The sequence below is a fragment of the Janthinobacterium glycogeni genome, assembly GCF_051380725.1.
Lineage (GTDB): Bacteria > Pseudomonadota > Gammaproteobacteria > Burkholderiales > Burkholderiaceae_D > Janthinobacterium.
Map to the genome: position 1 here is coordinate 239,666 of NZ_JBNYXP010000002.1, position 24,484 is coordinate 264,149.

A 24,484-nucleotide genomic window follows, 5' to 3' on the forward strand; every position below is an offset into this window, starting at 1 on the left:
ATCAATGTCCCTTGAATTGCGGTGCGCGCTTTTCCATGAAGGCGGCCACGCCTTCGCGGTAATCGTCGCTGTTACCGAGATCACTCATCATGCGCGCTTCCAGCGCCAGCTGCTGCGGCAAGGTATTGGCGCCGCTGGCGGCCAACGCCTGCTTGGTGTAGGCCAGGCCCTTGGTCGGCGCTGTGGAAAAGTGCACGGCCAGCTTGCGCGTTTCTTTCGCCAGTTCCGCATCGTCCACGCATTTCCAGATCAGGCCCCAGTCCTCGGCCTTTTCCGCCGTCAGTTTTTCACCGAGCATGGCCAGGCCCATGGCGCGCGCCGAACCGATCAGGCGCGGCAGGAAGAAGGTGCCGCCTGTGTCCGGGATCAGGCCCAGCTTGCAGAACACTTCGACGAAGCTGGCCGACTTGCCGGCGATGACGATGTCGCAGGCCAGCGCCAGGTTGGCGCCCGCGCCGGCGGCCACGCCGTTGACGGCGCAAATCACGGGCATAGCCAAGGCCTTCAAGGCCAGCACCAGCGGCGCGTAGTTCTTTTCCACCGACTCGCCCAGATCCACGCCCTTCGAGCCGGGTTCCACGGCGCGGTCGGACAAATCCTGGCCCGCGCAAAAGCCGCGCCCCGCGCCCGTCAGCACGAAGACGCGCACGGAACTGTCGGCCTTGACTTTGGCGATGGCGTCGCGCACTTCCTCGTGCATGGCTTGCGTAAAGCTATTGAGCTTGTCGGGACGGTTCAGGGTGAGCGTGGCGATACCGTGCTCGATGGTGAAGAGGATGTTTTGGTAGGTCATGGCGTCTCGCTATTTTTCGTTTTCAACCCAAGCGCAAGGAAGGTCAGTTCCTGCGGAATCGTCATTCGCCCCACTGGGACGAATGACCCCGGCGGGTCAGACCCCGGCTTTTACTCTGCCTGATCGAAGTCGACCACGACCTTGTCGGTCAGCGGAAAACTCTGGCAGCTGAGGACGAAGCCGCGCGCCACTTCGTAGTCTTCCAGCGCGTAGTTGACGTCCATTTCGACCTTGCCGTCGAGGATCTTGCAGCGGCAGGTCGAGCATACGCCGCCCTTGCACGAGTAGCGCATGTCCAGCCCCGCTCGCAGGCCCGCGTCGAGGATGGATTCCTTGTCCTTGTCCATCGTGAAGGTGGTGTGATTGCCATCCATGATGACGGTCACTTCCGTTTCCTGCACGGCGCCCGCGTCGAACTGGGCGCGCGGCTTGTGGGCGTTTTTCGGGATGCTGGCGGCGAACAGTTCGATCTTGATATTCTGCTTGGGCATGCCGGCCGCCTGCAGGGCGGCGGAGACGCCCAGCATCATGTCTTCCGGGCCGCAGATGAAGGCGTTGTCGTAGTCTTCGACACGGATCCAGTGCTGCAGGAACTGCTCGCATTTTTCCTGCGTGATGCGGCCGTTGAACAATTCGATGTCCTGCTGCTCGCGGCTCATCACGTAGACCAGGTTCAAACGCTCCAGGTACACATCCTTCAAGTCCGTCAATTCTTCCTTGAAGATGACGGACGACGAGGCGCGGTTGCCGTAGAACAGGGTGAAGCGGCTCAGGGGTTCCGTCAGCAGGGTCGTCTTGATGATGGAGAGGATGGGCGTGATGCCGCTGCCGGCCGCGAACGCCAGGTAGTGCTTGCGGTTGACGCAGTCGAGCGGCACGTTGAAGTGGCCCATGGGCGGCATCACCTCGATGGTGGCGCCGGCTTTCAGGGTGTCGTTCGCCCAGGTGGAGAAGGCGCCGCCCGGCGTGCGCTTGATGGCCACGCGCAGGGTGCCGTCCTGCACCGCCGAACAGATGGAATACGAGCGGCGCACGTCTTCCGCATTGATATTGGCGCGCAGGGTCAGGTGCTGGCCCTGCTGGAAGCGGAACTGCTGCTGCAGTTCCGCTGGCACGTCGAACGTGACGGCGATGGTGTCGCGCGTTTCATTGCGCACGTTCGCCACGCACAGCGGATAAAATTTACTCATGCTTCATCTCCAGTTTCTTCGGAACGTGTGCCTGATTTTTTTAGTGGCACTTGAAGTAGTCAAACGGCTCGCGGCAATCGATACACTTGTACAGGGCCTTGCACGGCGTGGAGCCGAACTGGCTGGTCAACTGCGTATGCGTCGAGCCGCAGTTCGGGCAGATCACGTCCAGCTTGGGGCCAGCCTGGCGTTTTACTCCGCCTGCTGTTCCTCCACGCAGGCCGCTGATGTCGATCACCTGCTGCTGCGGCGGCGCGATGCCATAGCCTTTCAGCTTGGCCTTGCCCGCCTCGCTCATCCAGTCCGTGGTCCAGGCGGGCGCCAGCTGGTTCACCAGGGTCACCTTGGCCACGCCATGGCTGCGCAGGGCATCGGTGACGGCGTCGGCGATCACCTGCATGGCCGGGCAGCCCGAATACGTGGGCGTGATCGTCACGACGCACGCATCGCCATCCGTGATGTCGACGGCGCGCACGATGCCCAGGTCCACCACCGAAATGACGGGGATTTCCGGGTCCGGCACCTCGCCGAGCCAGGCCCAGACCTGGGCGGCGTCCAGCGCTGCGGCGCCAGCGGCGGCGTTCATTACCACTCCGCCCCGGGATAGGCGCGCTGCAGGAACTGCATCTCGGCCAGAATAAAACCCAGGTGCTCCGTGTGCGTGCCCTGCTTGCCGCCCTTTTGCATCCAGGCGTCGGGCGCCGGCATGGTCAAAGTGGCTTCGGCGAAGATCTCGGCCACATGTTCGAGGAAAGCCTGGCGCAAGATATCCGATGGCGGCGCGATGCCGGCGGCGACCATGGCCTGGTCGACGGCGTCGTACGTGAACATCTCGCCCGTGTACATCCACAGCTTGTCGGCGGCAGCTTGCGTTTTCGCGTGGCTTTCTTCCGTGCCGTCGCCGAGGCGCACGATCAGGTCGCCGCTGCGGCGCAGGTGATACGTCACTTCCTTGATCGACTTTTGCGCCACTTCGACGATGCGCGCATCCGTCGATTTCGTCAGTTCCAGCAGCTGGAAGTAGTGCCAGCTGTCGAAGAAGAACTGGCGCATCATGGTGTCGGCGTAATTGCCGTTCGGCTGTTCGACCAGCAGGCAATTCTTGAAGTCGTGGGCGTCGCGCAGGAAGGCGATGTCGTCCTCGTCGCGGCCCGCGTTTTCCAGTTCGGCCGCATAGCTGAACCACAGACGCGTCTGACCCAGCAAGTCCAGCGCCACGTTGGTCAGCGCCATGTCTTCTTCCAGCGCCGGCCCCTTGCCGCACAGCTGCGACAGCTGCTGGCTGAGGATCAGGGCATTGTCGCCCAGACGCAGCAGGTAATCGAACTTTTGTTGCGTGACCTTGTCATCCATTGCAGGCTCCCATCACAGGTTCTTGACTTCTTCCGGCATCGGGAAGAAGGTGGGATGGCGGTACACCTTGCTGTTCGACGGTTCGAACAGGGCGCCCTTGTCGCCCGGGCTGCTGGCGACGATATCGGCCGCGCGCACCACCCAGATGCTCACGCCTTCATTGCGCCGCGTGTAGACGTCGCGCGCATGGTTGACCGCCATGGTGGCGTCGGAAGCGTGCAGGCTGCCCACATGCTTGTGCGCCAGGCCGTGCTGGCTGCGGATGAAAACTTCCCACAAAGGCCATTCTTTGCTCATGTTGCTCTCCCCTATCTGTCTTATGTAATTACGCTGCCGCTTTGTTAGCGGCTTGCTTGTCTGCATACGCGACCAAGGCATCGCGGAACCATTCGCCGTCTGCATACGCTTTCACGCGCGTTTGCAGGCGTTCGCGGTTGCACGGGCCATTGCCCTTCAGGACATTGTTGAATTCGGCCCAGTCGATCTCGCCGAATTCATAATGGCCCGTTTCCGCATTGAACTTCAGGTCGGGATCGGGCACGGTCAAGCCCAGGTATTCGATTTGCGGCACGGTCTGGTCGACCATGCGCTGGCGCAATTCATCGTTCGAGAACAGCTTGATGCGCCATTGCGCCGACTGGGCGCTGTTGACGGAGGCGGCGTCGGACGGGCCGAACATCATCAAGGATGGCCACCACCAGCGGTTCAAGGCATCCTGCGCCATGGCCTTTTGCGCCGGCGTGCCCTTGCACAGCGACATCATGATGTCGTAGCCCTGGCGCGCATGGAACGATTCTTCCTTGCAGACACGGATCATGGCGCGCGCATACGGACCATAGGAACAGCGGCACAGGGGAATCTGGTTGATGATGGCGGAACCGTCGACCAGCCAGCCGATGGCGCCCATGTCGGCCCACGACAGGGTCGGATAGTTAAAGATGCTGGAATATTTGGCTTTTCCCGAGTGCAAGGCAGCGAGCAAATCGTCGCGTGAGACGCCCAGGGTTTCCGCAGCACTGTACAGGTACAGGCCGTGGCCCGCTTCGTCCTGGATCTTCGCCAGCAGGATCGATTTGCGTTTCAGGGTCGGTGCGCGCGTGACCCAGTTACCTTCAGGTAATTGGCCGACGATTTCCGAGTGCGCGTGCTGCGAAATCTGGCGGATCAGGGTCTTGCGGTAGGCGTCCGGCATCCAGTCCTTGGCCTCGATCTTGATGCCTTCGTCGATGCGCGCCTGGAAAGCGCGTTCTTCTTGACCCATGTCGTCGATCGAGCGGACGTTCTTGAGGCCGGTTTCAACCATTTGTGCGTACATGATGTGTCTCCCATGTCTTTGATTTTGCGCAGCAACGCGGTGCGATGAACAGATAATACGATACAAAAAACGATTTGCATACACTTGATGTGAATCATTTTAAAAAATCGTATCTTGTGCAGCTTTTTTGTGCGTATGATATTGCTGATGAGAAAACATTGCGAAGTGCCACCAGCGCTTCCGGCAAATTATTGCCGCGCTAACCGCGCAGCCAAGTAAACTGCTGTTTTTATTGAACCGACCGCAACACGGCCAGACCGGAACCACATGAAGAACACCCGCTGCACGGCATGGATAGCCGATTTCCTGGAAAGCGACCCACCGCGCTCGAAGTCCCTGGTGATGACCATCTTTGGCGACGCCATCGTGCCGCGGGGCGGCGCCATCTGGCTGGGCAGCCTGATCGAGCTGCTGGCGCCATTCGGCGTCAATGACCGGCTATTGCGCACCAGCGTGTTCCGCCTGGCGCAGGAGGGCTGGCTCAGCTCGCAGCGCGACGGCCGCCGCAGCGCCTATGCGATACGCCCGGAGGCGCTGGCCCGCTTCGAGCGCGCCTATCGCCGCATCTATGCGCCGCTGGTCGTGCACTGGGATGGCAGCTGGACCCTGGTGATCGGGCCGGCCGGCAGCATCGGCGCCGCCGAGCGGGGGGCGCTGCGCAAGGAATTATTGTGGGCCGGCTATGGCTTGATCTCTCCCGGCATCTTTGGCCACCCGGCCAGCAATGCGGAGGCGCTGGAAGATATCCTCGTGCGCAACGAGGTGCAGGGCAAGCTGTATGTCTGCCACACCACGGAATTGCCAGGTGTCAGTACGCGTCCTCTGCGCGACATGGTGGGCGATTGCTGGGACTTGTCGGAAGTGATGGCCGGCTACGAAAAATTCATCGCCAGCTTCCAGCCGCTGCTGACCCTGCTACAGGAAGCACCCGTGTTCGATGCCGAGCAGGCGTTCGTCATCCGCTCGCTGCTGACGCACGCCTACCGCCGCGTGCAATTGCACGACCCGCAACTGCCCGTCGAACTGCTGCCCGAACCGTGGCCCGGCACGCAAGCCTATGCGCTGGCGCGCGACCTGTACCGCATCACGTACGCGGCGGCCGAGGAACATATCCTGGCGACCCTGCGGCGCGAGGATGAACAGGCACCGGACGTGGAGCCCTGGTTTTTTGAACGCTTCGGCGGCCTGAACACCTGACAAAACGTCCATGGCGGCGTTGCAGGGCCTGGGCGTACGTTCGTACTGCCTGCGGCCCCGCGCCTTGCCTTGGCCCTGGCCATTTTTCAGGCGTTCAGGAATAAGTCAGCGCCTGCGCTCACTGTTTGGCTACCACTTGTTTCGCCCCTGCCAATAAATCCTGTCCCAGCTTTTCCAGCGCATTGGCCTGCACCAGCATGGTGTCGAGGATGGCAACGTTGAAGGTGAATTCGGCCGGCGTCGTATAGCCGGGAAAGCGTATGATGCGCAGCAATTCCTGCAAGGTCGTGCCCTTGCCCAGGTGCGCCAGGGCATCGCTGAGCGCGCTGATTTTCTTTTCCAGTTCGCGGATGTGTTTGCCGTTGTCTTCCATGATGCTCTCCCTGTGTCGGAGCTTCCACGTTAGCAAAGCACGTCCGCCATCGCTTGCGCCAGCACAAAGGCCGCCGCAAAACAGGTATCATCGCGCCATTGCACACGATGCAAAACCCATACGTTTTTATCAGGAACACTCATGACCATTAAAATCAGCCAGCAATTCGACGCCGGCGCGATCGAGGTGCTGCGCGCCGACGATGCCCAATCCATCGAGCTGAACATCCGCAAGGATTCCCACGCCGACATCACGCAGTGGTTTTACTTCCGCCTGCAAGGTGCGCAAGGCGAGGCGTGCACGATCCGCTTCATGAATGCCGGCAAGTCGGCCTACCCGGACGGCTGGAAAGATTACCAGGCCGTGGCCAGCTACGACCGCGAAACCTGGTTCCGCGTGCCCACCAGCTTTGACGGCACGGTGATGACCATCGAACACACGCCGGAAGAAGAAAGCGTGTACTACGCCTACTTCGAACCGTATCCATGGGACCGCCACCTGGCCCTGATCGACAGTGCGCAAGCGTCGCCGCTGGTGCGCCTGGTCGACCTGGGCAGCACCGTGGAAGGCCGCGACATGAATCTGCTGGTGGTCGGCGACGCCGATGCCGAGAAAAAAGTCTGGGTCATCGCGCGCCAGCATCCGGGCGAGACGATGGCCGAATGGTTTGTCGAAGGCATGCTTGAAGCCTTGCTGGACCAGGCCAATCCATTTGCCCGCCAGTGCCTGCAGGACGCCGTCTTCTACGTGGTGCCGAACATGAACCCGGACGGTTCCGTGCACGGCAACCTGCGCACCAACGCGGCCGGCGCCAACCTGAACCGCGAATGGATGACGCCGACCATGGAGCGCAGCCCGGAAGTGTTCCTGGTAAAACAGAAAATGCATGAAATCGGCTGCGACCTGTTCCTCGACGTGCATGGCGACGAAGGCTTGCCGTACGTGTTCGTGGCCGGCAGCGACGCGCTGGAAAATTTCACGCCGGCACAAAAAGCCGAGCAAGACCGCTTCATCGCCGACTTCAAGGTGGCCAGCCCCGACTTCCAGGATGAGCACGGCTATGAAGACGGCCCGTTCACGCCGGAAGTGCTGACCATGGGTTCGCCCCACATCACGCACGCCTTCGGCTGCCTGTCGCTGACCCTGGAACTGCCGTTCAAGGACAACGCCAACGATCCCGACCCGCAAACGGGCTGGAGCGGCGCCCGCAGCGCCGCCCTGGGCGCGGCCGTGCTGCAACCTATCCTGTCCACCTTGCGCGCCTGAGCGCCGGGGCCGACACGGCCCGCTTGATCCCCTGCCCCGCTCGCCGGGGCTTTTTTTTGACTGCACGACAAGCGTTGCTGTCCGAGCGGTTTTTTTTCCTAACATCTTGCCTACCAGAAATTATCGTCCTACACTAGGCAACAGAATCGGACCGCGCCACGCTGCACGGCCCCGCAAGAATAGCTCGCCGGGCGGGTCGCCATGACTTCCCGGCCACCGGCAATACGCATCCACGGCCCTGTCCCTGCCGAATTAGCTTTCTGTAACGCAAACTGACCGCATCAGCATCGTCTTGAATGGACACAGCCTGTCCGCGGGACGATTCCCAGCGCACGCTTTCCGCTTCTCGCCGAGGATGAATGACCTATGTCTAAGCTTAAAATCAGTACCCGCCTGGCTGTCAGTTTCGGCTTGATCATTGTCCTGCTTGCCATGGTGGCATTTGTTTCCATCAGCCGCATTCGCAACATCAATGCCTCGACGGAAAAAATTCTCAACGACCGCTATGTCAAGGTCATGCTGTCCAATACGATACAGTCCGAGGTCAATATCCAGGCCCGCCTGCTGAGCATCGCCATCATCGGCGCCAACGATGCCGATGAAGTCAGCAGTTCCGTGGCCAAGATTCAGGCGTCGATCAAAAAGAACGCGGAGCTGCTGGCGCGCCTGAAAACCATGATCAACACGCCCAAGGGCCAGGAGCTGCTCCAAGCCGTGATGAGCAGCCGCGAAAGCTATGCCAGGACGCGCGATGCGAACATCAAACTATTACAAGAAGGCAAATCGGAAACGGCGGGCATCTTCCTGTTGACGCAGCTGCGTTATCCCCAAGAAAAATTCCTGACGGCACTGGCGGCCATGGCCAACTTTCAGCAATCGCTGATGGAAAACGAAGGCAAGCAAGCCGCTGCCGATGGGCGCATGGCCATCATCCTGACACTGTCCCTCTCGATCGCCGCGACGCTCATTGCCATCGCGCTGGCCCTCCTGATCAGCCGCTCCATCAGCCGGCCCATAGCCGAAGCCGTCAAGGTGGCGCAACGGGTGGCGTCCGGCGACTTGTCGGTCAGCATCGATGCGCGCGGCAACGATGAAACGGGCCAGCTGCTGCGCGCCTTGAAAGAGATGAATGACAATCTGCAAGGCATCGTGGCCCGTGTGCGCCATGGTACGGATGCCATCGCCCACGGCTCGCGTGAAATCGCCTCCGGCAATATGGATCTGTCGTCGCGCACGGAACAGCAAGCGAGCTCGCTGGAAGAAACGGCCTCGTCGATGGAAGAACTGACGTCCACCGTCAAGCAGAATGGCGAGAACGCGCGCCAGGCCAACCAGATGGCGCAATCGGCCTCCAGCGTGGCAAGCAAGGGCGGCCAGGTGGTGGCGGAAGTGATCACGACCATGGATTCCATCAATGCCTCGTCGAAGAAAATCGTCGACATCATCAGCGTTATCGACGGCATTGCCTTCCAGACCAATATCCTGGCCCTGAACGCGGCCGTGGAAGCGGCCAGGGCGGGCGAACAGGGACGGGGCTTTGCCGTGGTCGCCACGGAAGTGCGCAACCTGGCGCACCGCTCCGCCGCCGCCGCCAAGGAAATCAAGATTCTCATCGACGATTCCGTGCATCAGGTCAGTCTGGGCAGCACCCTCGTGAACCAGGCGGGCAGCACCATGGAGGAAATCGTCAATAGCGTGCGGCGCGTCACGGACATCATGGCCGAGATCACGTCCGCCAGCAACGAGCAGGAAGCGGGGATAGAACAGATCAACCAGGCCATCACGGAAATGGATGCCGTGACCCAGCAAAATGCGGCCCTCGTGGAAGAGGCGGCGGCCGCGTCCGAAGCGCTGCAGGATCAAGCGGGCATCCTGGCCGAAGCCGTCAGCGTGTTCAAGCTCGACGGCACACAAGCGCTGGCGCCAGCCGCGCCAGCATCGCGGCCGGCGCCAAAGCCGGCGCCTCGGCCCGCAGCCGCCACGGCGGCCCAGCCCCGGCTCGTCGCCAACGCCCCCGCCAGCCGCAAGAGCGCCGCGCCGGCCATGGCGGCGGAAGGCGAGTGGGAACAATACTGACCTGACCGGGCGGCAGCCAGCCGCCGCTGCCGTCCTCTGGCGCGGCGGCAGCGGCACTGGGCCATGGCGCAGTGCAGCATCGCAAATCGTTGCCACGCCGGCTATTGCTGCCTATACTGGGCGCAGCGTTGCCTGTCCCTTCCCTTGCCGATAACCATCCCGCATATGACCATCAAATACCAGCCACGCGCTGAGGCGCGATTTTCACCGACCCGATTTGCACACGTGTGCATATTTTTATTGCTTGGCCTGCACGGCATGCCAGGTACAGCGGCAGAACTCAGCCCTGCCGCACAGCTGGGGCGGCGCATCTTCCACGATGCCGGCCTGTCCGCTTCGGGCAAGCAGTCGTGCGCCAGTTGCCATGACCCGGCCCACGCCTTTGCGCCCGGCAACAAGCTGGCCGTGCAACTGGGGGGCGCCGATGGCCAGACGCACGGCTACCGCGCCACGCCATCGCTGCGCTACCTGGAACACACTCCGCCCTTCCGCTTGGATGGGGAAGGCGCGCCCAACGGCGGCATCAACTGGGACGGCCGCGCCGCCAGCCTGGCGGAACAGGCGGAACGGCCTTTCCTGGCACCGCACGAAATGGCCAATGCCAACACGGATGAAGTGGTGGAACGGCTGCGCAACGGCAGTTACGCAGAAACATTCCGGCACGTCTTTGGCGCTGCCATCTTTACGCAACCGCAACAGGCATTCCGCCGCATCACCTATGCCTTGCAGCAATTCCAGCTGGAAGAGCCGGATTTCCACCGCTACGATTCCAAATATGACCTCTACCTGGCCAACAAGGTTCCGCTGGAGCTGGCGGAATTGCGTGGCCTGGCCCTGTTCAACGATGAACGCAAGGGCAATTGTGCCGCTTGCCACCCCAGCGTGCGGGGCGAACATGGCGCACCGCCCTTGTTTACGGACTTCAGTTTCGACAACCTGGGCGTGCCGCGCAATACGCGCATTCCCGCCACGGCCGACCCCGCGTATTTCGATCTGGGCTTGTGCGGCCCCGACCGCACGGACCTGGCGCTGAAAGGCGAGCTGTGCGGCGCCTTCAAGGTGCCCAGCCTGCGCAATGTGGCCACGCGCCAGGTATTTTTTCACAACGGCGTGTTCGACAATCTGACGGATGCCCTGCGCTTCTACGCGCGGCGCGATACGCACCCGCAAGAATGGTATCCGCGCGACAGGCGGGGAAAAGTGCTGAAATTCAACGACGTACCCGCCAGATACCGCGCCAACGTGAACGTCAGCGAGGCGCCGTTCGACCGCAAGCGCGGCATGGCGCCGGCGCTGACGGCCGGCGAGATCGAGGATATGGTGAAATTTTTGGCCACGCTGACGGATGGCTATCAGGTTCAGCAGTAAAGCGTGGGGCGCCTGCCCGGCGTTGCCGCGGCGGGCCCCCAAGCACTCAGCCGCCCGCCACCACCATGCTCTCGATGAGGATGGAACCCGTCTCTTTGGTGCCGCGGCGCAGCACATCGGCGCCCACGGCAACGATGTTGCGCAGCATGTCCTTCATGTTGCCGGCGATGGTGATTTCTTCCACCGGATACTGGATTACGCCGTTTTCCACCCAGAAACCGGACGCGCCGCGCGAATAGTCGCCCGTCACGTAATTGGTTCCCTGTCCCATCAATTCCGTCACCAGCAAGCCCGTGCCCAGCTTTTTCAGCATGGCGCTAAAATCATCGCCGGCGGCCGTCAGGTTCGAGGTCAGGTACAGATTGTGCGAACCGCCCGCGTTGCCCGTCGTCTGCATGCCCAGTTTGCGGGCCGTGTAAGTCGACAGGAAATAGCCTTGCACCACGCCATCCTTGACGACGTCGCGGCTGACGGTTTTCACGCCCTCTTCATCGAACGGCGCCGAACCGACGCCGCCGATCACGTGCGGATCCTCAAAGATCTGCACGTGTGAGGGCAGCACTTGCGTGCCCAGGGAATCGTTCAGGAAAGTGGATTTGCGGTACAGGGCGCCGCCCGAGGTCGCTTGCACATAGGTCCCCAGCAAGCCGGCCGCCAGCGGCGCCTCGAACAGCACGGGGCAGGTGCGCGTGCCCAGCTTGCGCGCGTTCAGGCGCGACAGCGCGCGCTCGGCGGCATAGCGGCCGATGGCTTCCGGGCTCGACATCTTGGCGGCGTCGCGCACGGACGAATACCAGTCGTCGCGCTGCATCTTGGCGCCCTTGCCGGCAATGGGCGCCACGGACAGGGTGTGGCGCGAAAACGGATAGCCGCCGATGAAGCCGCGCGAATTGGCGGACACAAAGTGCGATTGCTGCACGTGCACGCTGGCGCCCTCGCTGTTCGTGATGCGCGGATCGACGGCAAACGCAGCCGCCTCGGCCCGCTGGGCCAGTGCGACGGCTTCCTCGGTCGAAATAAGCCAGGGATAGAACAGTTGCAAATCGCGGGGGGACATTTCCAGCATGTCGGCGTCGGCCAGGCCCGCGCAATCGTCCTCGGCCGTGAAGCGCGCGATGTTGTAGGCGGCGTCCACCGTGGCGCGCAGGGCGGACGGCGAAAAGTCGGAGGTGCTGGCATTGCCGCGTTTCTTGCCGACAAACACGGTCACGCCCATGCCCTTGTCCTTGTTTTGCTCGATCGTCTCAATCTTGCCTTTTCGTACAGACACGGACAGGCCGCCGCCTTCGCTGACCTCGACGGCAGCGTCGGTGCCGCCCGCTTCCCGCGCAAAAGACAACACATCACGGGCTAGTTGCTGCAATTGCTCTTGACTATGGGTAAATACGGAGTCGTTCATGCGCTGTTTTCTTCGGAAAGCCGCTAAAAAGGTTATCATAGCAGTCGTTTACAGTTTACAGGTGCGGCCTACGCGGCCAATCCCGCCTTATCATGCCAAATCCAAACCGGGGAGCTTGCGGCTTCCAATCCACCGAATTCGAACAGGAATATGAACGTCCGTCGAAATCGGAACTCAAGCGCCAGATGACCGTCCTGCAAAAGCTGGGCGAAGAACTCGTCAATGAGGCACGCGACCGCGTCAAGCGCGTCCCGATGCCGGAAGACGTGCGCGACGCCATTCTCGAATGTCAGCAAATCAAGGATCACGAAGGCCGCCGCCGCCAGCTGCAATACGTGGGCAAGAAAATGCGTACCCTGGATGAAGAAGAAGTTGCCGCCATCCAACGCACCATCGATAGCTGGAAAGGCTTGTCGAAAGCCGACACGGCCAATATGCACGCGATGGAACGCCGCCGCGACAAGCTGTTGACGGACGACAAGGCGCTGACCGTCTTGCTGTCGGAAAACCCGGAACTGGACGTACAGCACCTGCGCACCCTGATCCGCAATGCCCGCAAGGAGCAAGCCGAGAACAAGCCGCCGAAAGCCTACCGCGAAATCTTCCAGATCTTGAAAGAGATCGCCAAAAAGAACAACAGCGGCAAGAAAGATGCCGATGAAGATGGCGTCGAGCCAGAAGAAGACGAATAAGCAACTGGGGTCGGACCCGGCGGGTCTGACCCCGACAGTAGCTAAAAACCGGGATCAGCCCGGTTTTTTTACGACATAGACAGGTGCCCCATGACCACGATAGAAGACGAATTGATTATCGGCCTCGTGTCGATCTCCGACCGCGCCAGCGGCGGCGTGTATGAAGACCTGGGCATCCCCGCCCTGGAAAGCTGGCTGTCCGCCGCCATCCGCACGCCGTTCCGCCTGGAAAAGCGCCTGATCCCGGACGAGCGCTCGCAGATCGAAAACACCCTGATCGACATGGTCGACCTGAACCACTGCCATCTGATCCTGACGACGGGCGGCACGGGCCCGGCGCGGCGCGACGTCACGCCGGACGCCACGCTCAGCGTGGGCACCAAGGAAATGCCCGGTTTCGGCGAACAGATGCGCCAGATCAGCCTGCAATTCGTGCCGACGGCGATCCTGTCGCGCCAGGTAGCCGTGATCCGCGAGACGCCCGAGCGCGCTTGCCTGATCATGAACTTGCCGGGCCAGCCCAAGGCCATCAAGGAAACCCTGGAAGGCTTGAAGGATGTTGATGGAAATCAATTGGTGAACGGCATCTTTGCCGCCGTGCCGTATTGCATCGACCTCATCGGCGGTCCCTACATGGAAACCGACCCGGCCATCTGCAAGGCCTTCCGTCCCAAATCGGCGCTGCGTCCGGCGCAACCCATACCTGAGGAAAATACATGAGCACCTTGCTGGAAACCATAGAACTCGACAGCGCACCGAATCCCACCGTCTCCATCATCTGGATGCATGGCCTGGGCGCCGACGGCAACGACTTCGTGCCACTGGTGAAGGAGCTGGACCTGCGCGGCTGCCCCGCCATCCGCTTCATTTTCCCCAGCGCCGGCACCATGCCCGTCACCATCAACAACGGCTATGTGATGCGCGCCTGGTACGACATCCTCGTGAACGACCTCGTGCGCCGCGAAGACGAGGCCGGCCTGCGCGCCTCGCAGGCACAAATCGAAGCGCTGATCGCGCGCGAAAAGGCGCGCGGCATCCCCGCCAGCCGCATCATCCTGGCCGGCTTTTCGCAAGGCTGCGCCATGACCCTGCAAACGGGCTTGCGCCACGCGGAACCGCTGGCCGGCCTGATGTGCCTGTCCGGCTACCTGCCCTTGGCCGACAAGACGGCCCTTGAGCGCACGCCGGCGAGCCTGCAGACGCCGATCTTCATGGCGCACGGCACGGCCGATCCCGTGGTGCCGATCGGCCGCGCGCAGCAGTCGCGCGACTTGCTCACCGGCATGGGTTACAAGGTGGAATGGCACGAATACATGATGCAGCACTCGCTGTGCAAGGAAGAGATCGACGCCATCGGCGCCTGGCTGAAAAAAGTATTGGCTTAAAGTAAAAACAGGCGCGGCATCCACCGCGCCTGCTGTCTTGCTACACGCCGGGAACGCTTAGTTCGCCGGCGTTTTTTCATTCCAGATTTTCAGCATGTCGGGCGATGCTTCCGAGCGGATGCCGTTGTCCGTCAGCACCGATTCCGTCGCGGCCAGCATCTCCTTGCGGGGCACGACGACCATTTCCGCATCGCGCTGCTGGAAGCGGAAGGTCAGCAAGTCATCCTTCTGGTCGCGCAGCAAGGCCACCAGGTGCGCCAGGCTGCGCACGCGCACGCCATTGACGGAATCGACGACCGAGAAGAAACGGGTGCTGTAGCCATTCATCAGCTTGTGCGGGAAGAACGGCGCGGCGATCACCACCAGCTCTTCGCGCTCGCTGTCGGGCGCATCGCCGCGCCGCGTCACCAAAGGGTTGCCGGCAAAACTCATGCCGCCCAACATTGCCGGATTGCCATTCGGCGCGGCCATGAATTCCGTGCTGGCGCGCGAAAACACCATGGGACCGAAGATGAAATAGGACGGATAATTGCCCTGCAGGCCGCTGATGAGCATCGGGTGCGCCGCCGAGACGGGCACCTTGATTTTCACAGGCGCACCCTGGCGCACCACCGTCAACGGCAATTCGCCGTCTTTCGCCAGCTGCTGCACGCGGTACTGGAAGCGCACGCGGCTGTTGGCATTCAGCTTGACCATGCCCTGGTTGTCGATGGGGAAATCGCCGATATGCGTGATGACGTCCCACTCCTTGAGCGGATAGGCGGCATCCTTGCTGGCCGGCGTCATCACGACGGCGCCCTCGACACCCTTGGCCAGTTTCAAATACGTGCGCAGCGCGGGGTTTTCCAGCGTTTGCGTCACGTCGCGCATGGCCGGCTTGCCCTTGGGCGCGCCGCCTTCCTGGTCGCGCAGGAACAGCTCGATTTCCTCGTTGGGGATGATGTAGCCGATGTTTTGCGCATTGAGCATGCCCGCAAAGGCCAGGCCGATCATCTTGTCGCCGGCAATCACGGGGCCGCCGCTATTGCCCGGGTTGATGGCCGCATCGATCTGGATGCGCAGGCCGGAGACGGGAAAGTTGTAGCGCACGAATTCGATGCGCGACACGATGCCCTTGGTGATCGACAGTGAGGTGCCGCCCGTCGGATAGCCATACGCCAGCACGGCATCGCGCACGTCGGGCAAGACGTTGGCGCGCGGCACCGCTTTGTGGCTGGCGAAAAAACTGTCGTCATCGATTTTCAGCAAGGCCAGGTCCATGCCGCGCGAAATGGCCAGCACGGTCGCCGGTATCTTGTCGCCCGCGCCATTGGCCTGGATCTGCACCTGGCTGGCATAGCCGACCACGTGCGCATTGGTGAGGATGCGGCGGCCTTCAATGACGACGCCGGAGCCCGTCACCTCTTGCGGCGCGGCCTTGCTCCACGGCTTGTAGGGATCGGGCCCGCGCAAGGTGGAAAACACCTTGACGACGGAATTTTCCAGCGCAGAGGCGCTGGCCGTGGCGCTGGTCTCGGCGGCAAGCGCGCGCAGCGTCATCAAGGGGGAAAAAGAAAGGGCCAGCGCCAGGAAGGCGCGGCCCATCAGGGTGATGCACGGACGAGTTTTCATTGAGCTGGTTGGCAATGGAAGGGAAGCAAAATTATATATTGAATAATTGCAACTTCATTACACTTTGTCCATCTTTGCCCGAAGAATGCCTCTAATCAGGCGGGCATGGGCGTCACGCCCAAGGCCGGCACCGCCGTCTGCGCGCCATTCATTACCATGGCCAGGAAGGTGTAGTAGCCATTGATGCCCATCAAGTCGACCACGCCCTGTTCGCCGAACAGGGCCAGCGCCCGCGCATACGTGGCGTCGCTGACGCGCTTGTTTTGCTGCAGCTCGATACAGAAGTCATGCACGGCTTGCTCGTCTTCCTTCAGGGCAAGCGGCGCGCGCCGCTGCGCGATGGCGTCCACTGCCGCTTGCGCGATACCGTTCTGCACGGCCAGCGGCGCGTGGATGGCCCACTCGACTTGCTGATCCCACTGGCGCGCCGTCACCAGGATGGCCAGCTCGGACAGGCGCGTGCCGATGGCGCTGCGGTAGCGCAAATACTCGCCCATGCGCTGCGCCGTTTCCATCAGCTCGGGGCTGCGGATCAGCGGCACGAAGGGGCCGTACAGGGCGCCGCGCGGACCATCGATGATGGCTTGCGCGGCCGCGCGCTGCTGTGCGTCGAGCCGGTCCAGCGGCAGCGCGGGCAAGCGGTCGATATCGCTACCGGCCATCAGGCAGTCCAGGCGACCACGTCCTGCTGCTGTTCGCCGAGGCCGGCGATGCCCAGGCGCAGGCTGTCGCCTTTTTTGAGGAAACGCTGCGGCTTGCGGCCCTGGCCCACGCCCGGCGGCGTGCCCGTGGCGATGATGTCGCCCGGTTCCAGGGTCATGAATTGCGACAGGTAGCTGACGATCTGCGCCACGGTGAAAATCATGGTTTGCGTATTGCCCGTCTGCATGCGCTTGCCGTTGACTTCCAGGTACAGGTCCAGGTCCTGCTCGTCGATGACTTCATCGCGCGTCACCAGCCAGGGGCCGACGGGGCCGAAGGTGTCGCAGCCCTTGCCTTTGTCCCACTGGCCGCCCCGTTCCAGTTGGAACGAGCGCTCGGAAATGTCATTGACGACGCAATAGCCGGCCACGTATTTCAGGGCGTCCTCTTCGCTCACGTACTGCGCGCGCGTGCCGATGATCACGCCCAGCTCCACTTCCCAATCCGTCTTTTTCGAGCCTTTCGGCAACACGACATTGTCGTCCGGGCCGTTCAGGCAAGTGATGGCCTTCATGAACACGATGGGTTCGGCCGGGATAGCCATGCCGGACTCTGCCGCGTGGTCTGCGTAATTGAGGCCGATGCCGATGAACTTGCCGACTTTCGCCAGCGGCACGCCGAAGCGCGGATTGCCGCGCACCAGGGGCAAGGTCTTTTCGTCGAGCTTGGCCAGCTTGCGCAGGGCCTTGTCTGACAGTTGTGCGCCGTCAATATCGGCAATCACGCCGGACAGGTCGCGCAGTTTGCCTTCTTCATCGATCAGGCCCGGTTTTTCCTTGCCTGGACGTCCATAACGAACGAGTTTCATAGTCTTCCTTGGAGTTGATCATTGCCGCTGTGCAGGCTGCCATTTTACCGGATGGCCCGGCACGCCTGCAGCGGCGAATGAAAAACATCGCAAGTCCCGGCAGTTGCAAGGCCGCCAGCACGCCAAACGCCGCCTGGTAGGCCTGCGGCGGGTACTGCTGCTGGCTGTTCAGGGGCCAGCAGCCGAGAATCAGGCCAAAGCCCGCCTGCACCAGGAAGGCGCCCGTGAAAATGAGCAAATTGAGGCAGGTGGCCGCCCTGCCTGTCAAACTGGCCGGCATGCTTTGCGCGACGATTGCATACTCGAGGCCCGTCACCGTGCCCAGCAAGGTAAACAGCACGGACAGCAAAGGCAGGCTGGGCGCCACATTGCACGCCATCACCACTTGCACGGCGACAAACAGGACGATGCCAACGGCCGCCACTTGCATGGGTGCAATGCCCCGCCGCCCGGCCCATTCCGTCAGCATGCCCATGCCGATGGCGCCGAAGATGACGGCCGCCATGCCCAGGTACAACAAATACGCCACGCTGTCATCGGACAAGCCGCCCACGTCGGCCAGCCAGCGCCCCACCCACAAGCCCTGCACGCCAAAGAACACCGTGTGCGGCAACAGGATCAGCGCGATGGTGCGGCGAAAGCCGGGATCGCGGTACACGCTCCAGACGCTAACCTTGCTTACCTTGTTCCTGCCTGTGGCGGGCGCGGGCATGGCCGGCGACAGCAGGCGGATCAGCAAGCCGACGGCCAGCGCCGCCAGCGCCAGTCCCAGGAACACGCCGCGCCAGTCCGTGTAATGCAGGGCCAGCTTGACGGGCATGGTGGCCGTGGCCGCGCCCAGGCCGCCCACGGCGATCAGATAGCCATGCACGGAAGGCAGGCGCGACGGCGCGACGGCGCACGAGATCGCTTTCACGGCCGCCATGAAACAGCCGCCCAGCCCCGCCCCCATCAGGGCGCGCGCCCACATCAGCTCGGCAAAGCTGTGGCCCCGGCTGAACAGCCACACGCCCAGGGACGCCAGCGCCAGCAGCCACAGTTGCACGGTGCGGGGACCGTAGCGGTCGAGCGCCATGCCAACCGGCAGTTGCACCAGCGCAAAGGCGAGAAAAAAGGCGCTGGTCAGCAGCCCCAGCTGCGCTGGCGTCAAGGCGACGGCGCCCAGCAATTCCGCCGTCAGCACGGCATTGACGCCGCGCAGCAGGCACGACAGGTAGTGGCCGAGCGCGAACGGCAGGAACACCAGGCAAAACACGGCCACGCCGGAGCGGGCGGGCGCACCGGCCGCGTGCATGCTCAGGCAGCCTGTGCCAGGCGGATGACTTTATGCGGCAGCTGCGGCACAGGTTCATCCGTCTCGAAGAAGAATTTATCGTGGCCGAACGCGGGTTTCAAATCGTCCATCCACGTCGCTTCCGCATCGAATTTCGCATAGAACGGCCGACGCACCCAGTCCGGATTGCGTGCCTGCAAGAATTGCAGGGCAAACAGTTTTTCACCATTGATGGTGACGATGCCGTCGATGACGATCTTGCCGGGAAAGGCGCTCATGGAGGGCCCGCGCACCGTGCGCGACAGGCCCGACACCATCTGGTAGGCGGCCTGGAAAATTTCGTACGCTTTCGCCAGCGGCAACTCGAAATAGCCGCGCGGGCCCGTGTCCCGCTCCACAAACATGTAATACGGAATCGCCCCCAGGCGCGTGCCCGTCTGCCACAGCTCGGCCCAGCTTGCCGGGTCTTCGTTGATGTGGCGGATCAGCGGCCCCTGCATGCGCAAGGTGGCGCCCGTGGAGACGATGCGTTTCACGGCTTGCTGCGCGATCTCCTGGCGCAACTCGACGGCATGGCTGTAATGGCCCATCACGGCCAGGTTCTTGCCCGCCTTGACGATGCGCTCGAACAGGCGCAGCAAATCATCCGCATCGCGGTCCGAGACAAAGCGCTGCGGCCAATACGCCACCGCCTTGGTGCCGATGCGAATGTTCTGGATGTGTTCCAGGCCCGGCGCCAGCAGCGGCTCCAGGTAGGCCGCCAGTTGCCGCGTGTTCATGATCATCGGATCGCCGCCCGTGATCAGCACGTCCGTCACTTCGGGATGCAGTTTCAGGTAGGCGGCCAGCTCGTTCGATTCGCGCGCATCGAACTTCATGTCGTCCATGCCGACGAACTGGGGCCAGCGAAAACAGAAAGTGCAATACGCGTGGCAGGTCTGGCCCGCGCTGGGAAAAAACAGCACCGTCTGCGCATATTTATGCTGCAGGCCGCGCACGGGCGCATCGTTGACCCGCGGCACGTTGTGCGTCATCTGGCCGGCCGGATGGGGATTCATTCCCAGGCGCAAGCCATGCACATAGGCATCGATGGCCGCCTTGTCCCGCCGCACCAGCACCAGGTCGCGCAAGTGCGCGTACTGCTCGGGAGGCAGCATGTCGCGGTGGGGGAAGACGAGGCGGTAGATGGGGTCGTCAGGGATGTTGTTCCAGTCGATCAACTGATCAAGCACATATTCATTGGTGCGAAATGGCAAGACGTGCGACACCACTTGCACGGCTTCGCGCTGCTCTTCCGGCAGCCATTCCCACTGCCGCGCCTGTTGAATGGTGTGCCGCGTGTACGGCTTAAACTTGGGTGGAAACGGCTCGGTAATGAGTGCGGACACGATCGGCTCCTTGCCTGTAAATAGCGATAACTTTCATAAAATCGGCCGTATATCGGCCAATTCCAGCCTCTTCCTCTCCATGCCAGGCCAGCTCGGCATGCTGTGAAAGTCATCATAGTTCTTGCCTACAGGAACCAAATTGCTACATATCAACAAGCGGTCGATACGTTGCATGCTGCCTACAAGCAACACCTAAGTTTGTTCCACCGCAATTTGATGGGACTGTCGGCGACGTAAATTACGGCTTGGCAACACATCCCTCGATATCACAAGGAGCTTTCATGAAACGCTTATTCACGGGTAGCCTGCTGTGCCTGGCATTTGCCGGCGGCAGCGTCAGTGCCGCGGTCGAGCCAACGGAAAAAGACGCCATCGCCATGGCCGAACGGGGCGCCGCCTTCATGAAGGCGCATGGCAAGGAAGAAATGATGAAGAAAATCACGGCGAAAGATCCGGACTTCGTGCAGGGTTCGCTGTACGTGGACATGCGCGACATCAAGACGGGCATCGTGCTGGCCCACCCCATCAATCCTTCCATCGTGGGCAAGGATCTGACGGATGTGCCGGACGCGAATGGCAAGAAATATCGGCGTGAAATCATCGAGCTGGCGCAAAAACAAGGCAAGGGCTGGGTCGATTACCAGTACAAGAATCCCACCAGCGGCAAGATCGAGCCGAAGACCACGTACATCCTGCGCGTCAACGATGTGGTGCTGGAAGCGGGCATCTACAAAAAATAAGGCAGGGGCGGCGCGCAGGAACGCCGCGCGCCGCCTGCGGTTTGAACAGCCATAGCCAGGAGTCAAGCATGCTCAATCAATTACGCATCGGACCAAAATTATTGCTGGCGCCCACCCTGGTCTTGCTGTTGCTGATACTCAGCTCGAGCGGCGCCTGGTATGGCATGGTGCGGCAAAATGCCTCGCTGGAAAACATGGTGCGGGTACGCATTACACATTTGAAGGCGGCCGCGGACGTACTGGGCGAGGCCAAGCACGTACATGGCAATATGTACCAGTTGCTGTCATGGACGAATGGCAGCTTCGCCAAGGCCCGCCTCGATGCGCTGGAGCAACAGATCAAGGCGCGCCACGCAGCCATCGGCGCCCAGCTGGGCACGCTGCGTTCCACGGCCACGGGCGCCGAACGCACCCTGGTCGATGCGGCCATCACGGCCCTGGCCGGCTATCGCAAGGCCGTGCTGGAAACCATGGAAATGGCGCAGATGGACCAGTCGATCGCCACCAACTCCATGCTCAAGGCGGAAACCCAGTTCGTCCAGTTCAATACGCAGCTGGCGCAGCTGTCTGCCCTGGAAACAACGCTCAGCAGCCAGGCCCACGCGACGGCCAGCGCCGAGTTCCGCAGCCTGGGCTGGAGCCTGTTGCTGACGGTGGCGCTATCGATCCTCGTCTCTATCGTGGTGACCATGCTGGTGCGGCGCGCCATGCTGGTGGAAATCCGCGGCATCGCCGACGCCGTGCAAGATCTGGCAGCAGGCAAGCTGATGGCCGGCGCCCCCAAGCCGGGCAATGACGAAATCGCCGCTACCTCGCGCGTGCTGGACCAGACCATCGCCCACCTGAACCAGACCTTGCGCACTATCATGGGCGCCGTGCAATCGATCGACACGGCCTCGCGCGAAATTGCCACCGGCAACCTGGACCTGTCGGCGCGCACGGAAATGCAAGCCAGCTCGCTGGAAGAAACATCGAGCGCCATGGAAACCTTGACGGCAGCCGTCAACAACAATGCGGACAATGCCCAGCTGGCCTGCGAGCTGGCGGGACAAGCGTCGACCCTGGCAGTGCAAGGGGGCGTATCGATGCAGCAAGCGGTGGCGACAATGGCGACGATACGCGCCAATTCGCGCCAGATCGTGGATATTATCGGCGTGATCGACGGTATTTCCTTCCAGACCAATATCCTCGCGCTGAATGCGGCGGTGGAGGCGGCGCGCGCGGGCGAACAAGGCCGGGGCTTTGCCGTCGTGGCGTCGGAAGTGCGCACCCTGGCGCAACGCTCGGCGCAGGCGGCCAAGGAAATCAAGACCCTGATCGCCACATCCGTCACCACCATCGACGGCGGCAGCGTGGCCGTGCAGCAGGCGGGCGACAGCATGGGCGCCATCGTGGCCTCGGTGCAGCAAGTCAACGAGATCATCCAGCGCGTGAAAGATGCCAGCGCCGAGCAGGCGTCGGGCATCACGGAAGTAAACCAGGCCGTCGCGCAAATGGATGACGTCACGCAGCAAAACGCGGCCCTGGTGGAACAGGCGGCGGCGGCGGCGGCCAGTTTGCAGGACCAGGCCGTCAAACTGTCGGCGGCGGTCAGCGTCTTTACCCTGGACCAAGCTGCTGCTGCTGCGGCCGCCGGCGCGGACGAGGAAGCCTTTCAAGACCCCGCCAGGACGCCCGGCCAGGAGCGGCGCGCGCTGCACAGCCCGCTACGCGGCATGCCAGGCCAGCGCGGCGCCAAGGATGCGCCCCAGCGCCGGCGCGGCTAGCTACGCGGCTAGATAACAGGCGCGCGCATCGGCTTGCTCAGGTAGCGCGAGCCTGCCAGCACGAAACGCCACGGCGTATCCATCGCTTTGGAAATGCCGATGCGCGGCCCCGCCTGTACAGCCACCTCGTCCTCGCGGGGCAGCAGCATGAACGGCGCCGCATCGAGCGCCAGCCGGTTATGCCTATGCGTGACACCGAGCGCCTGGCACACCTTGCCCGGCCCCGAACACAGCAGCCGGGCATCCTCGACGCCGCGCCGTTCGCGCATGGTATCGAGTCCCACGAGCGGTTCGATGGCGCGGATCAACACGCCCGCGCCATGCCCCGCTTCGCGGCACACAAAGTTCAGGCACCAGTGAATGCCGTATGAGCGGTAGACATAGGCGTGCGCGGGCAGGCCGAACATGGCCGCATTGCGCGGCGTCATGCCGCCATACGTGTGCGAGGCCGGGTCCAGCCGGTCATACGCTTCCGTTTCCACGATGCGCCCGCCCACGCCGTCGACGAGCACGGTCACGCCGATCAGCTGGCGCGCCACGCTGCTGGAATCGTCCGCAAAATCGATACCCGCGAGGATTTTTTTCATCCGGCAATTGTACCGCCGCCCTGTTCGCCGCACGCCGCACTCCCGCCTTGAAAACAAATAAAACTTGATTTTTTCATCATGGATTCCGGGATGAACAGTGTCATGACATGACGGAAATCGCAACTGGACCAAGCCAAAACAGGGATTTTTGCGACAATATATTGCAGATGTGAACTATTGTTGCCCATAAACAGCGATAATCGTCGGGCACTGCGCCAGACGCTCATGAAGCGGGCAGCGGCAGCGCGCACAGAATAAGCACCGGGCACAAAAATGATGATGAAAGCGTGATGATGAGAGCGGCAGCGCAAAAGCAGGTAGTGCAGGAAGATCCGGTTGACGCCTTGATGCGTTCCATCCGTATCCCGCCGCGTCCCAGCCTGCTGGTCGACTTGCAGCGCGAACTGGCGGAGCAGGACCCGTCGCCGCGTCGCATCGCGCGCATCATCGCCGACGACGTCGGCATGTCGGGCGCCCTGCTGAAACTGGCGAATTCGCCGTTCTATGGCGCCGCGCGCAAGGCCAAATCCGTCGAGCAAGGCATCAACTTTCTCGGCATTAACCAGTGCAGCGCCATGATGACGGGCTTGCTGGCGCGCCAGGCGCTGGAAGCGGAAGGCGTGGAACTGACCCACTTCTGGGATGTGTCGGCCAAGCGTGCGCGCGCCCTGGTATTTACCTCGCGCAAGCTGCGCATCGCCCCGCCCGACATCGCCCACACCTTCGGCCTGTTCTGCGACATCGGCGTGCCCCTGCTGATGAACCGCTTCCCCGACTACGTCAACACGTATGCGGCGGCGGCCAACGATGCGCACAATTGTTTCACGGCCCTGGAAGACGCGCGCCACCAGACCAACCACGCGGCTATCGGTTGCCTGCTGGCACGCAACTGGGGCCTGTCCTCCGACGTTTCCTGGGCAATTTTGCACCACCACGACTACACGGTGCTGGCGGACCCGTCCACGGACGACGCCATCCGCTCGCTCGTCGCCCTGTCGCTGCTGGCCGAAAAGGGCATTCAGCGCTACCATGGCAACAGTACCTCGCTGGAGTGGGACAAGGGCGGCGAACTTGCCTGCCAGCATCTCGGCCTGTCGCAGGAAGAAGCCGCCGACCTGCTCGACGAGCTGCACGAGATGTTCGATACCGACCATTGAGGTATCAGGCGGCCGCGTCCGCCTGTATGATCCATCCCGGCGCCT

25 protein-coding genes are annotated in these 24,484 nt (G+C 62.3%); 10 read left to right on the forward strand and 15 right to left on the reverse strand.

Annotation, left to right across the window (positions count from 1 at the left end; genetic code table 11):
- Nucleotide 1 precedes the first annotated feature (1 nt).
- From paaG to paaA, 6 genes are all read right to left on the reverse strand, one after another.
- Nucleotides 2-793, reverse strand: a complete 792-nt coding sequence (paaG, locus tag ACQ4W4_RS06610) for a 2-(1,2-epoxy-1,2-dihydrophenyl)acetyl-CoA isomerase PaaG (protein ID WP_436541289.1) — start codon at nt 791-793, stop codon at nt 2-4.
- Between the two features lie 110 nt (nt 794-903).
- A complete protein-coding gene (paaE, locus tag ACQ4W4_RS06615; RefSeq protein ID WP_436541290.1) occupies nt 904-1,983 on the reverse strand; it encodes a 1,2-phenylacetyl-CoA epoxidase subunit PaaE in 1,080 nt (359 codons plus the stop codon).
- Between the two features lie 40 nt (nt 1,984-2,023).
- Complete coding sequence (gene paaD, locus ACQ4W4_RS06620; protein ID WP_436541291.1) at nt 2,024-2,569, reverse strand: 1,2-phenylacetyl-CoA epoxidase subunit PaaD; 546 nt, start codon at nt 2,567-2,569, stop codon at nt 2,024-2,026.
- A complete protein-coding gene (gene paaC / locus ACQ4W4_RS06625; RefSeq protein WP_436541292.1) occupies nt 2,569-3,336 on the reverse strand; it encodes a 1,2-phenylacetyl-CoA epoxidase subunit PaaC in 768 nt (255 codons plus the stop codon). The genes paaD and paaC overlap by 1 nt, the downstream gene beginning before the upstream one ends.
- Before the next feature lie 12 nt (nt 3,337-3,348).
- On the reverse strand, nt 3,349-3,633 hold the full coding sequence (gene paaB, locus ACQ4W4_RS06630; RefSeq protein WP_034746356.1) for a 1,2-phenylacetyl-CoA epoxidase subunit PaaB: 285 nt from the start codon (nt 3,631-3,633) through the stop codon (nt 3,349-3,351).
- Between the two features lie 28 nt (nt 3,634-3,661).
- Complete coding sequence (gene paaA, locus ACQ4W4_RS06635) at nt 3,662-4,651, reverse strand: 1,2-phenylacetyl-CoA epoxidase subunit PaaA (RefSeq protein WP_436541293.1); 990 nt, start codon at nt 4,649-4,651, stop codon at nt 3,662-3,664.
- 267 nt (nt 4,652-4,918) lie between these two features.
- On the opposite strand from paaA, the gene paaX reads away from it, so the two are divergent.
- On the forward strand, nt 4,919-5,848 hold the full coding sequence (paaX, locus tag ACQ4W4_RS06640; RefSeq protein WP_436541294.1) for a phenylacetic acid degradation operon negative regulatory protein PaaX: 930 nt from the start codon (nt 4,919-4,921) through the stop codon (nt 5,846-5,848).
- A 118-nt stretch (nt 5,849-5,966) separates the two neighbouring features.
- Here the strand turns inward: paaX and ACQ4W4_RS06645 are convergent, their stop codons facing one another.
- Nucleotides 5,967-6,221, reverse strand: coding sequence for a hypothetical protein (locus ACQ4W4_RS06645; protein ID WP_436541295.1), 255 nt, complete (start codon nt 6,219-6,221; stop codon nt 5,967-5,969).
- Nucleotides 6,222-6,362: 141 nt separating this feature from the next.
- Here ACQ4W4_RS06645 and ACQ4W4_RS06650 point away from each other — a divergent pair, with 141 nt between their 5' ends.
- The 3 genes from ACQ4W4_RS06650 to ACQ4W4_RS06660 all read left to right on the forward strand — a co-directional run bounded on the left by ACQ4W4_RS06650 (nt 6,363) and on the right by ACQ4W4_RS06660 (nt 10,931).
- The gene (locus ACQ4W4_RS06650; protein WP_436541296.1) at nt 6,363-7,487 is read left to right on the forward strand and encodes a M14 family metallopeptidase; all 1,125 of its coding nucleotides are present in this window, start codon (nt 6,363-6,365) and stop codon (nt 7,485-7,487) included.
- Between the two features lie 366 nt (nt 7,488-7,853).
- A complete protein-coding gene (locus tag ACQ4W4_RS06655; protein ID WP_436541297.1) occupies nt 7,854-9,563 on the forward strand; it encodes a methyl-accepting chemotaxis protein in 1,710 nt (569 codons plus the stop codon).
- Between the two features lie 258 nt (nt 9,564-9,821).
- Nucleotides 9,822-10,931 carry a cytochrome-c peroxidase gene (locus ACQ4W4_RS06660; protein WP_436541298.1) on the forward strand — a complete coding sequence of 370 codons (1,110 nt, stop codon included), beginning with the start codon at nt 9,822-9,824 and terminating at the stop codon, nt 10,929-10,931.
- Between the two features lie 46 nt (nt 10,932-10,977).
- Here the strand turns inward: ACQ4W4_RS06660 and pmbA are convergent, their stop codons facing one another.
- On the reverse strand, nt 10,978-12,330 hold the full coding sequence (gene pmbA, locus ACQ4W4_RS06665) for a metalloprotease PmbA (RefSeq protein ID WP_436541299.1): 1,353 nt from the start codon (nt 12,328-12,330) through the stop codon (nt 10,978-10,980).
- A 92-nt stretch (nt 12,331-12,422) separates the two neighbouring features.
- Here pmbA and yjgA point away from each other — a divergent pair, with 92 nt between their 5' ends.
- The 3 genes from yjgA (at nt 12,423) to ACQ4W4_RS06680 (ending at nt 14,407) form a co-directional block, all read left to right on the forward strand.
- Nucleotides 12,423-13,022: a ribosome biogenesis factor YjgA gene (gene yjgA / locus ACQ4W4_RS06670; RefSeq protein WP_131373528.1), complete on the forward strand. Its 600-nt coding sequence runs from the start codon at nt 12,423-12,425 to the stop codon at nt 13,020-13,022.
- 90 nt (nt 13,023-13,112) lie between these two features.
- Nucleotides 13,113-13,742, forward strand: a complete 630-nt coding sequence (gene mog / locus ACQ4W4_RS06675) for a molybdopterin adenylyltransferase (protein WP_436541300.1) — start codon at nt 13,113-13,115, stop codon at nt 13,740-13,742.
- Complete coding sequence (locus ACQ4W4_RS06680) at nt 13,739-14,407, forward strand: alpha/beta hydrolase (RefSeq protein WP_436541301.1); 669 nt, start codon at nt 13,739-13,741, stop codon at nt 14,405-14,407. The genes mog and ACQ4W4_RS06680 overlap by 4 nt, the downstream gene beginning before the upstream one ends.
- Nucleotides 14,408-14,464: 57 nt before the next feature.
- On the opposite strand, the gene ACQ4W4_RS06685 is transcribed toward ACQ4W4_RS06680, so the two are convergent.
- From ACQ4W4_RS06685 to ACQ4W4_RS06705, 5 genes are all read right to left on the reverse strand, one after another.
- Nucleotides 14,465-16,018, reverse strand: a complete 1,554-nt coding sequence (locus ACQ4W4_RS06685; RefSeq protein ID WP_436541302.1) for a S1C family serine protease — start codon at nt 16,016-16,018, stop codon at nt 14,465-14,467.
- Nucleotides 16,019-16,113: 95 nt separating this feature from the next.
- A complete protein-coding gene (locus ACQ4W4_RS06690; protein ID WP_436541303.1) occupies nt 16,114-16,680 on the reverse strand; it encodes a carboxymuconolactone decarboxylase family protein in 567 nt (188 codons plus the stop codon).
- Entirely contained in the window at nt 16,680-17,528 is an 849-nt protein-coding gene (locus ACQ4W4_RS06695; RefSeq protein WP_436541304.1) for a fumarylacetoacetate hydrolase family protein, read from the reverse strand. Before ACQ4W4_RS06695 ends, ACQ4W4_RS06690 begins: the two co-directional genes overlap by 1 nt.
- Nucleotides 17,473-18,822, reverse strand: coding sequence for an MFS transporter (locus ACQ4W4_RS06700; RefSeq protein ID WP_436541305.1), 1,350 nt, complete (start codon nt 18,820-18,822; stop codon nt 17,473-17,475). Before ACQ4W4_RS06700 ends, ACQ4W4_RS06695 begins: the two co-directional genes overlap by 56 nt.
- 2 nt (nt 18,823-18,824) lie before the next feature.
- A complete protein-coding gene (locus ACQ4W4_RS06705; RefSeq protein WP_436541306.1) occupies nt 18,825-20,189 on the reverse strand; it encodes a KamA family radical SAM protein in 1,365 nt (454 codons plus the stop codon).
- Between the two features lie 281 nt (nt 20,190-20,470).
- Here ACQ4W4_RS06705 and ACQ4W4_RS06710 point away from each other — a divergent pair, with 281 nt between their 5' ends.
- Nucleotides 20,471-20,929 (forward strand): cache domain-containing protein, encoded by a 459-nt coding sequence (locus tag ACQ4W4_RS06710; protein ID WP_034780434.1) that lies wholly within the window; start codon nt 20,471-20,473, stop codon nt 20,927-20,929.
- Between the two features lie 68 nt (nt 20,930-20,997).
- The gene (locus tag ACQ4W4_RS06715; protein WP_436541307.1) at nt 20,998-22,695 is read left to right on the forward strand and encodes a methyl-accepting chemotaxis protein; all 1,698 of its coding nucleotides are present in this window, start codon (nt 20,998-21,000) and stop codon (nt 22,693-22,695) included.
- An 8-nt stretch (nt 22,696-22,703) separates the two neighbouring features.
- On the opposite strand, the gene ACQ4W4_RS06720 is transcribed toward ACQ4W4_RS06715, so the two are convergent.
- Complete coding sequence (locus tag ACQ4W4_RS06720; RefSeq protein ID WP_436541308.1) at nt 22,704-23,282, reverse strand: DNA-3-methyladenine glycosylase; 579 nt, start codon at nt 23,280-23,282, stop codon at nt 22,704-22,706.
- Complete coding sequence (locus ACQ4W4_RS06725; RefSeq protein ID WP_436541309.1) at nt 23,279-23,509, reverse strand: hypothetical protein; 231 nt, start codon at nt 23,507-23,509, stop codon at nt 23,279-23,281. Before ACQ4W4_RS06725 ends, ACQ4W4_RS06720 begins: the two co-directional genes overlap by 4 nt.
- 63 nt (nt 23,510-23,572) lie before the next feature.
- Here ACQ4W4_RS06725 and ACQ4W4_RS06730 point away from each other — a divergent pair, with 63 nt between their 5' ends.
- Nucleotides 23,573-24,439 carry an HDOD domain-containing protein gene (locus ACQ4W4_RS06730; RefSeq protein ID WP_070224224.1) on the forward strand — a complete coding sequence of 289 codons (867 nt, stop codon included), beginning with the start codon at nt 23,573-23,575 and terminating at the stop codon, nt 24,437-24,439.
- The last annotated feature ends 45 nt before the right edge of the window (nt 24,440-24,484 follow it).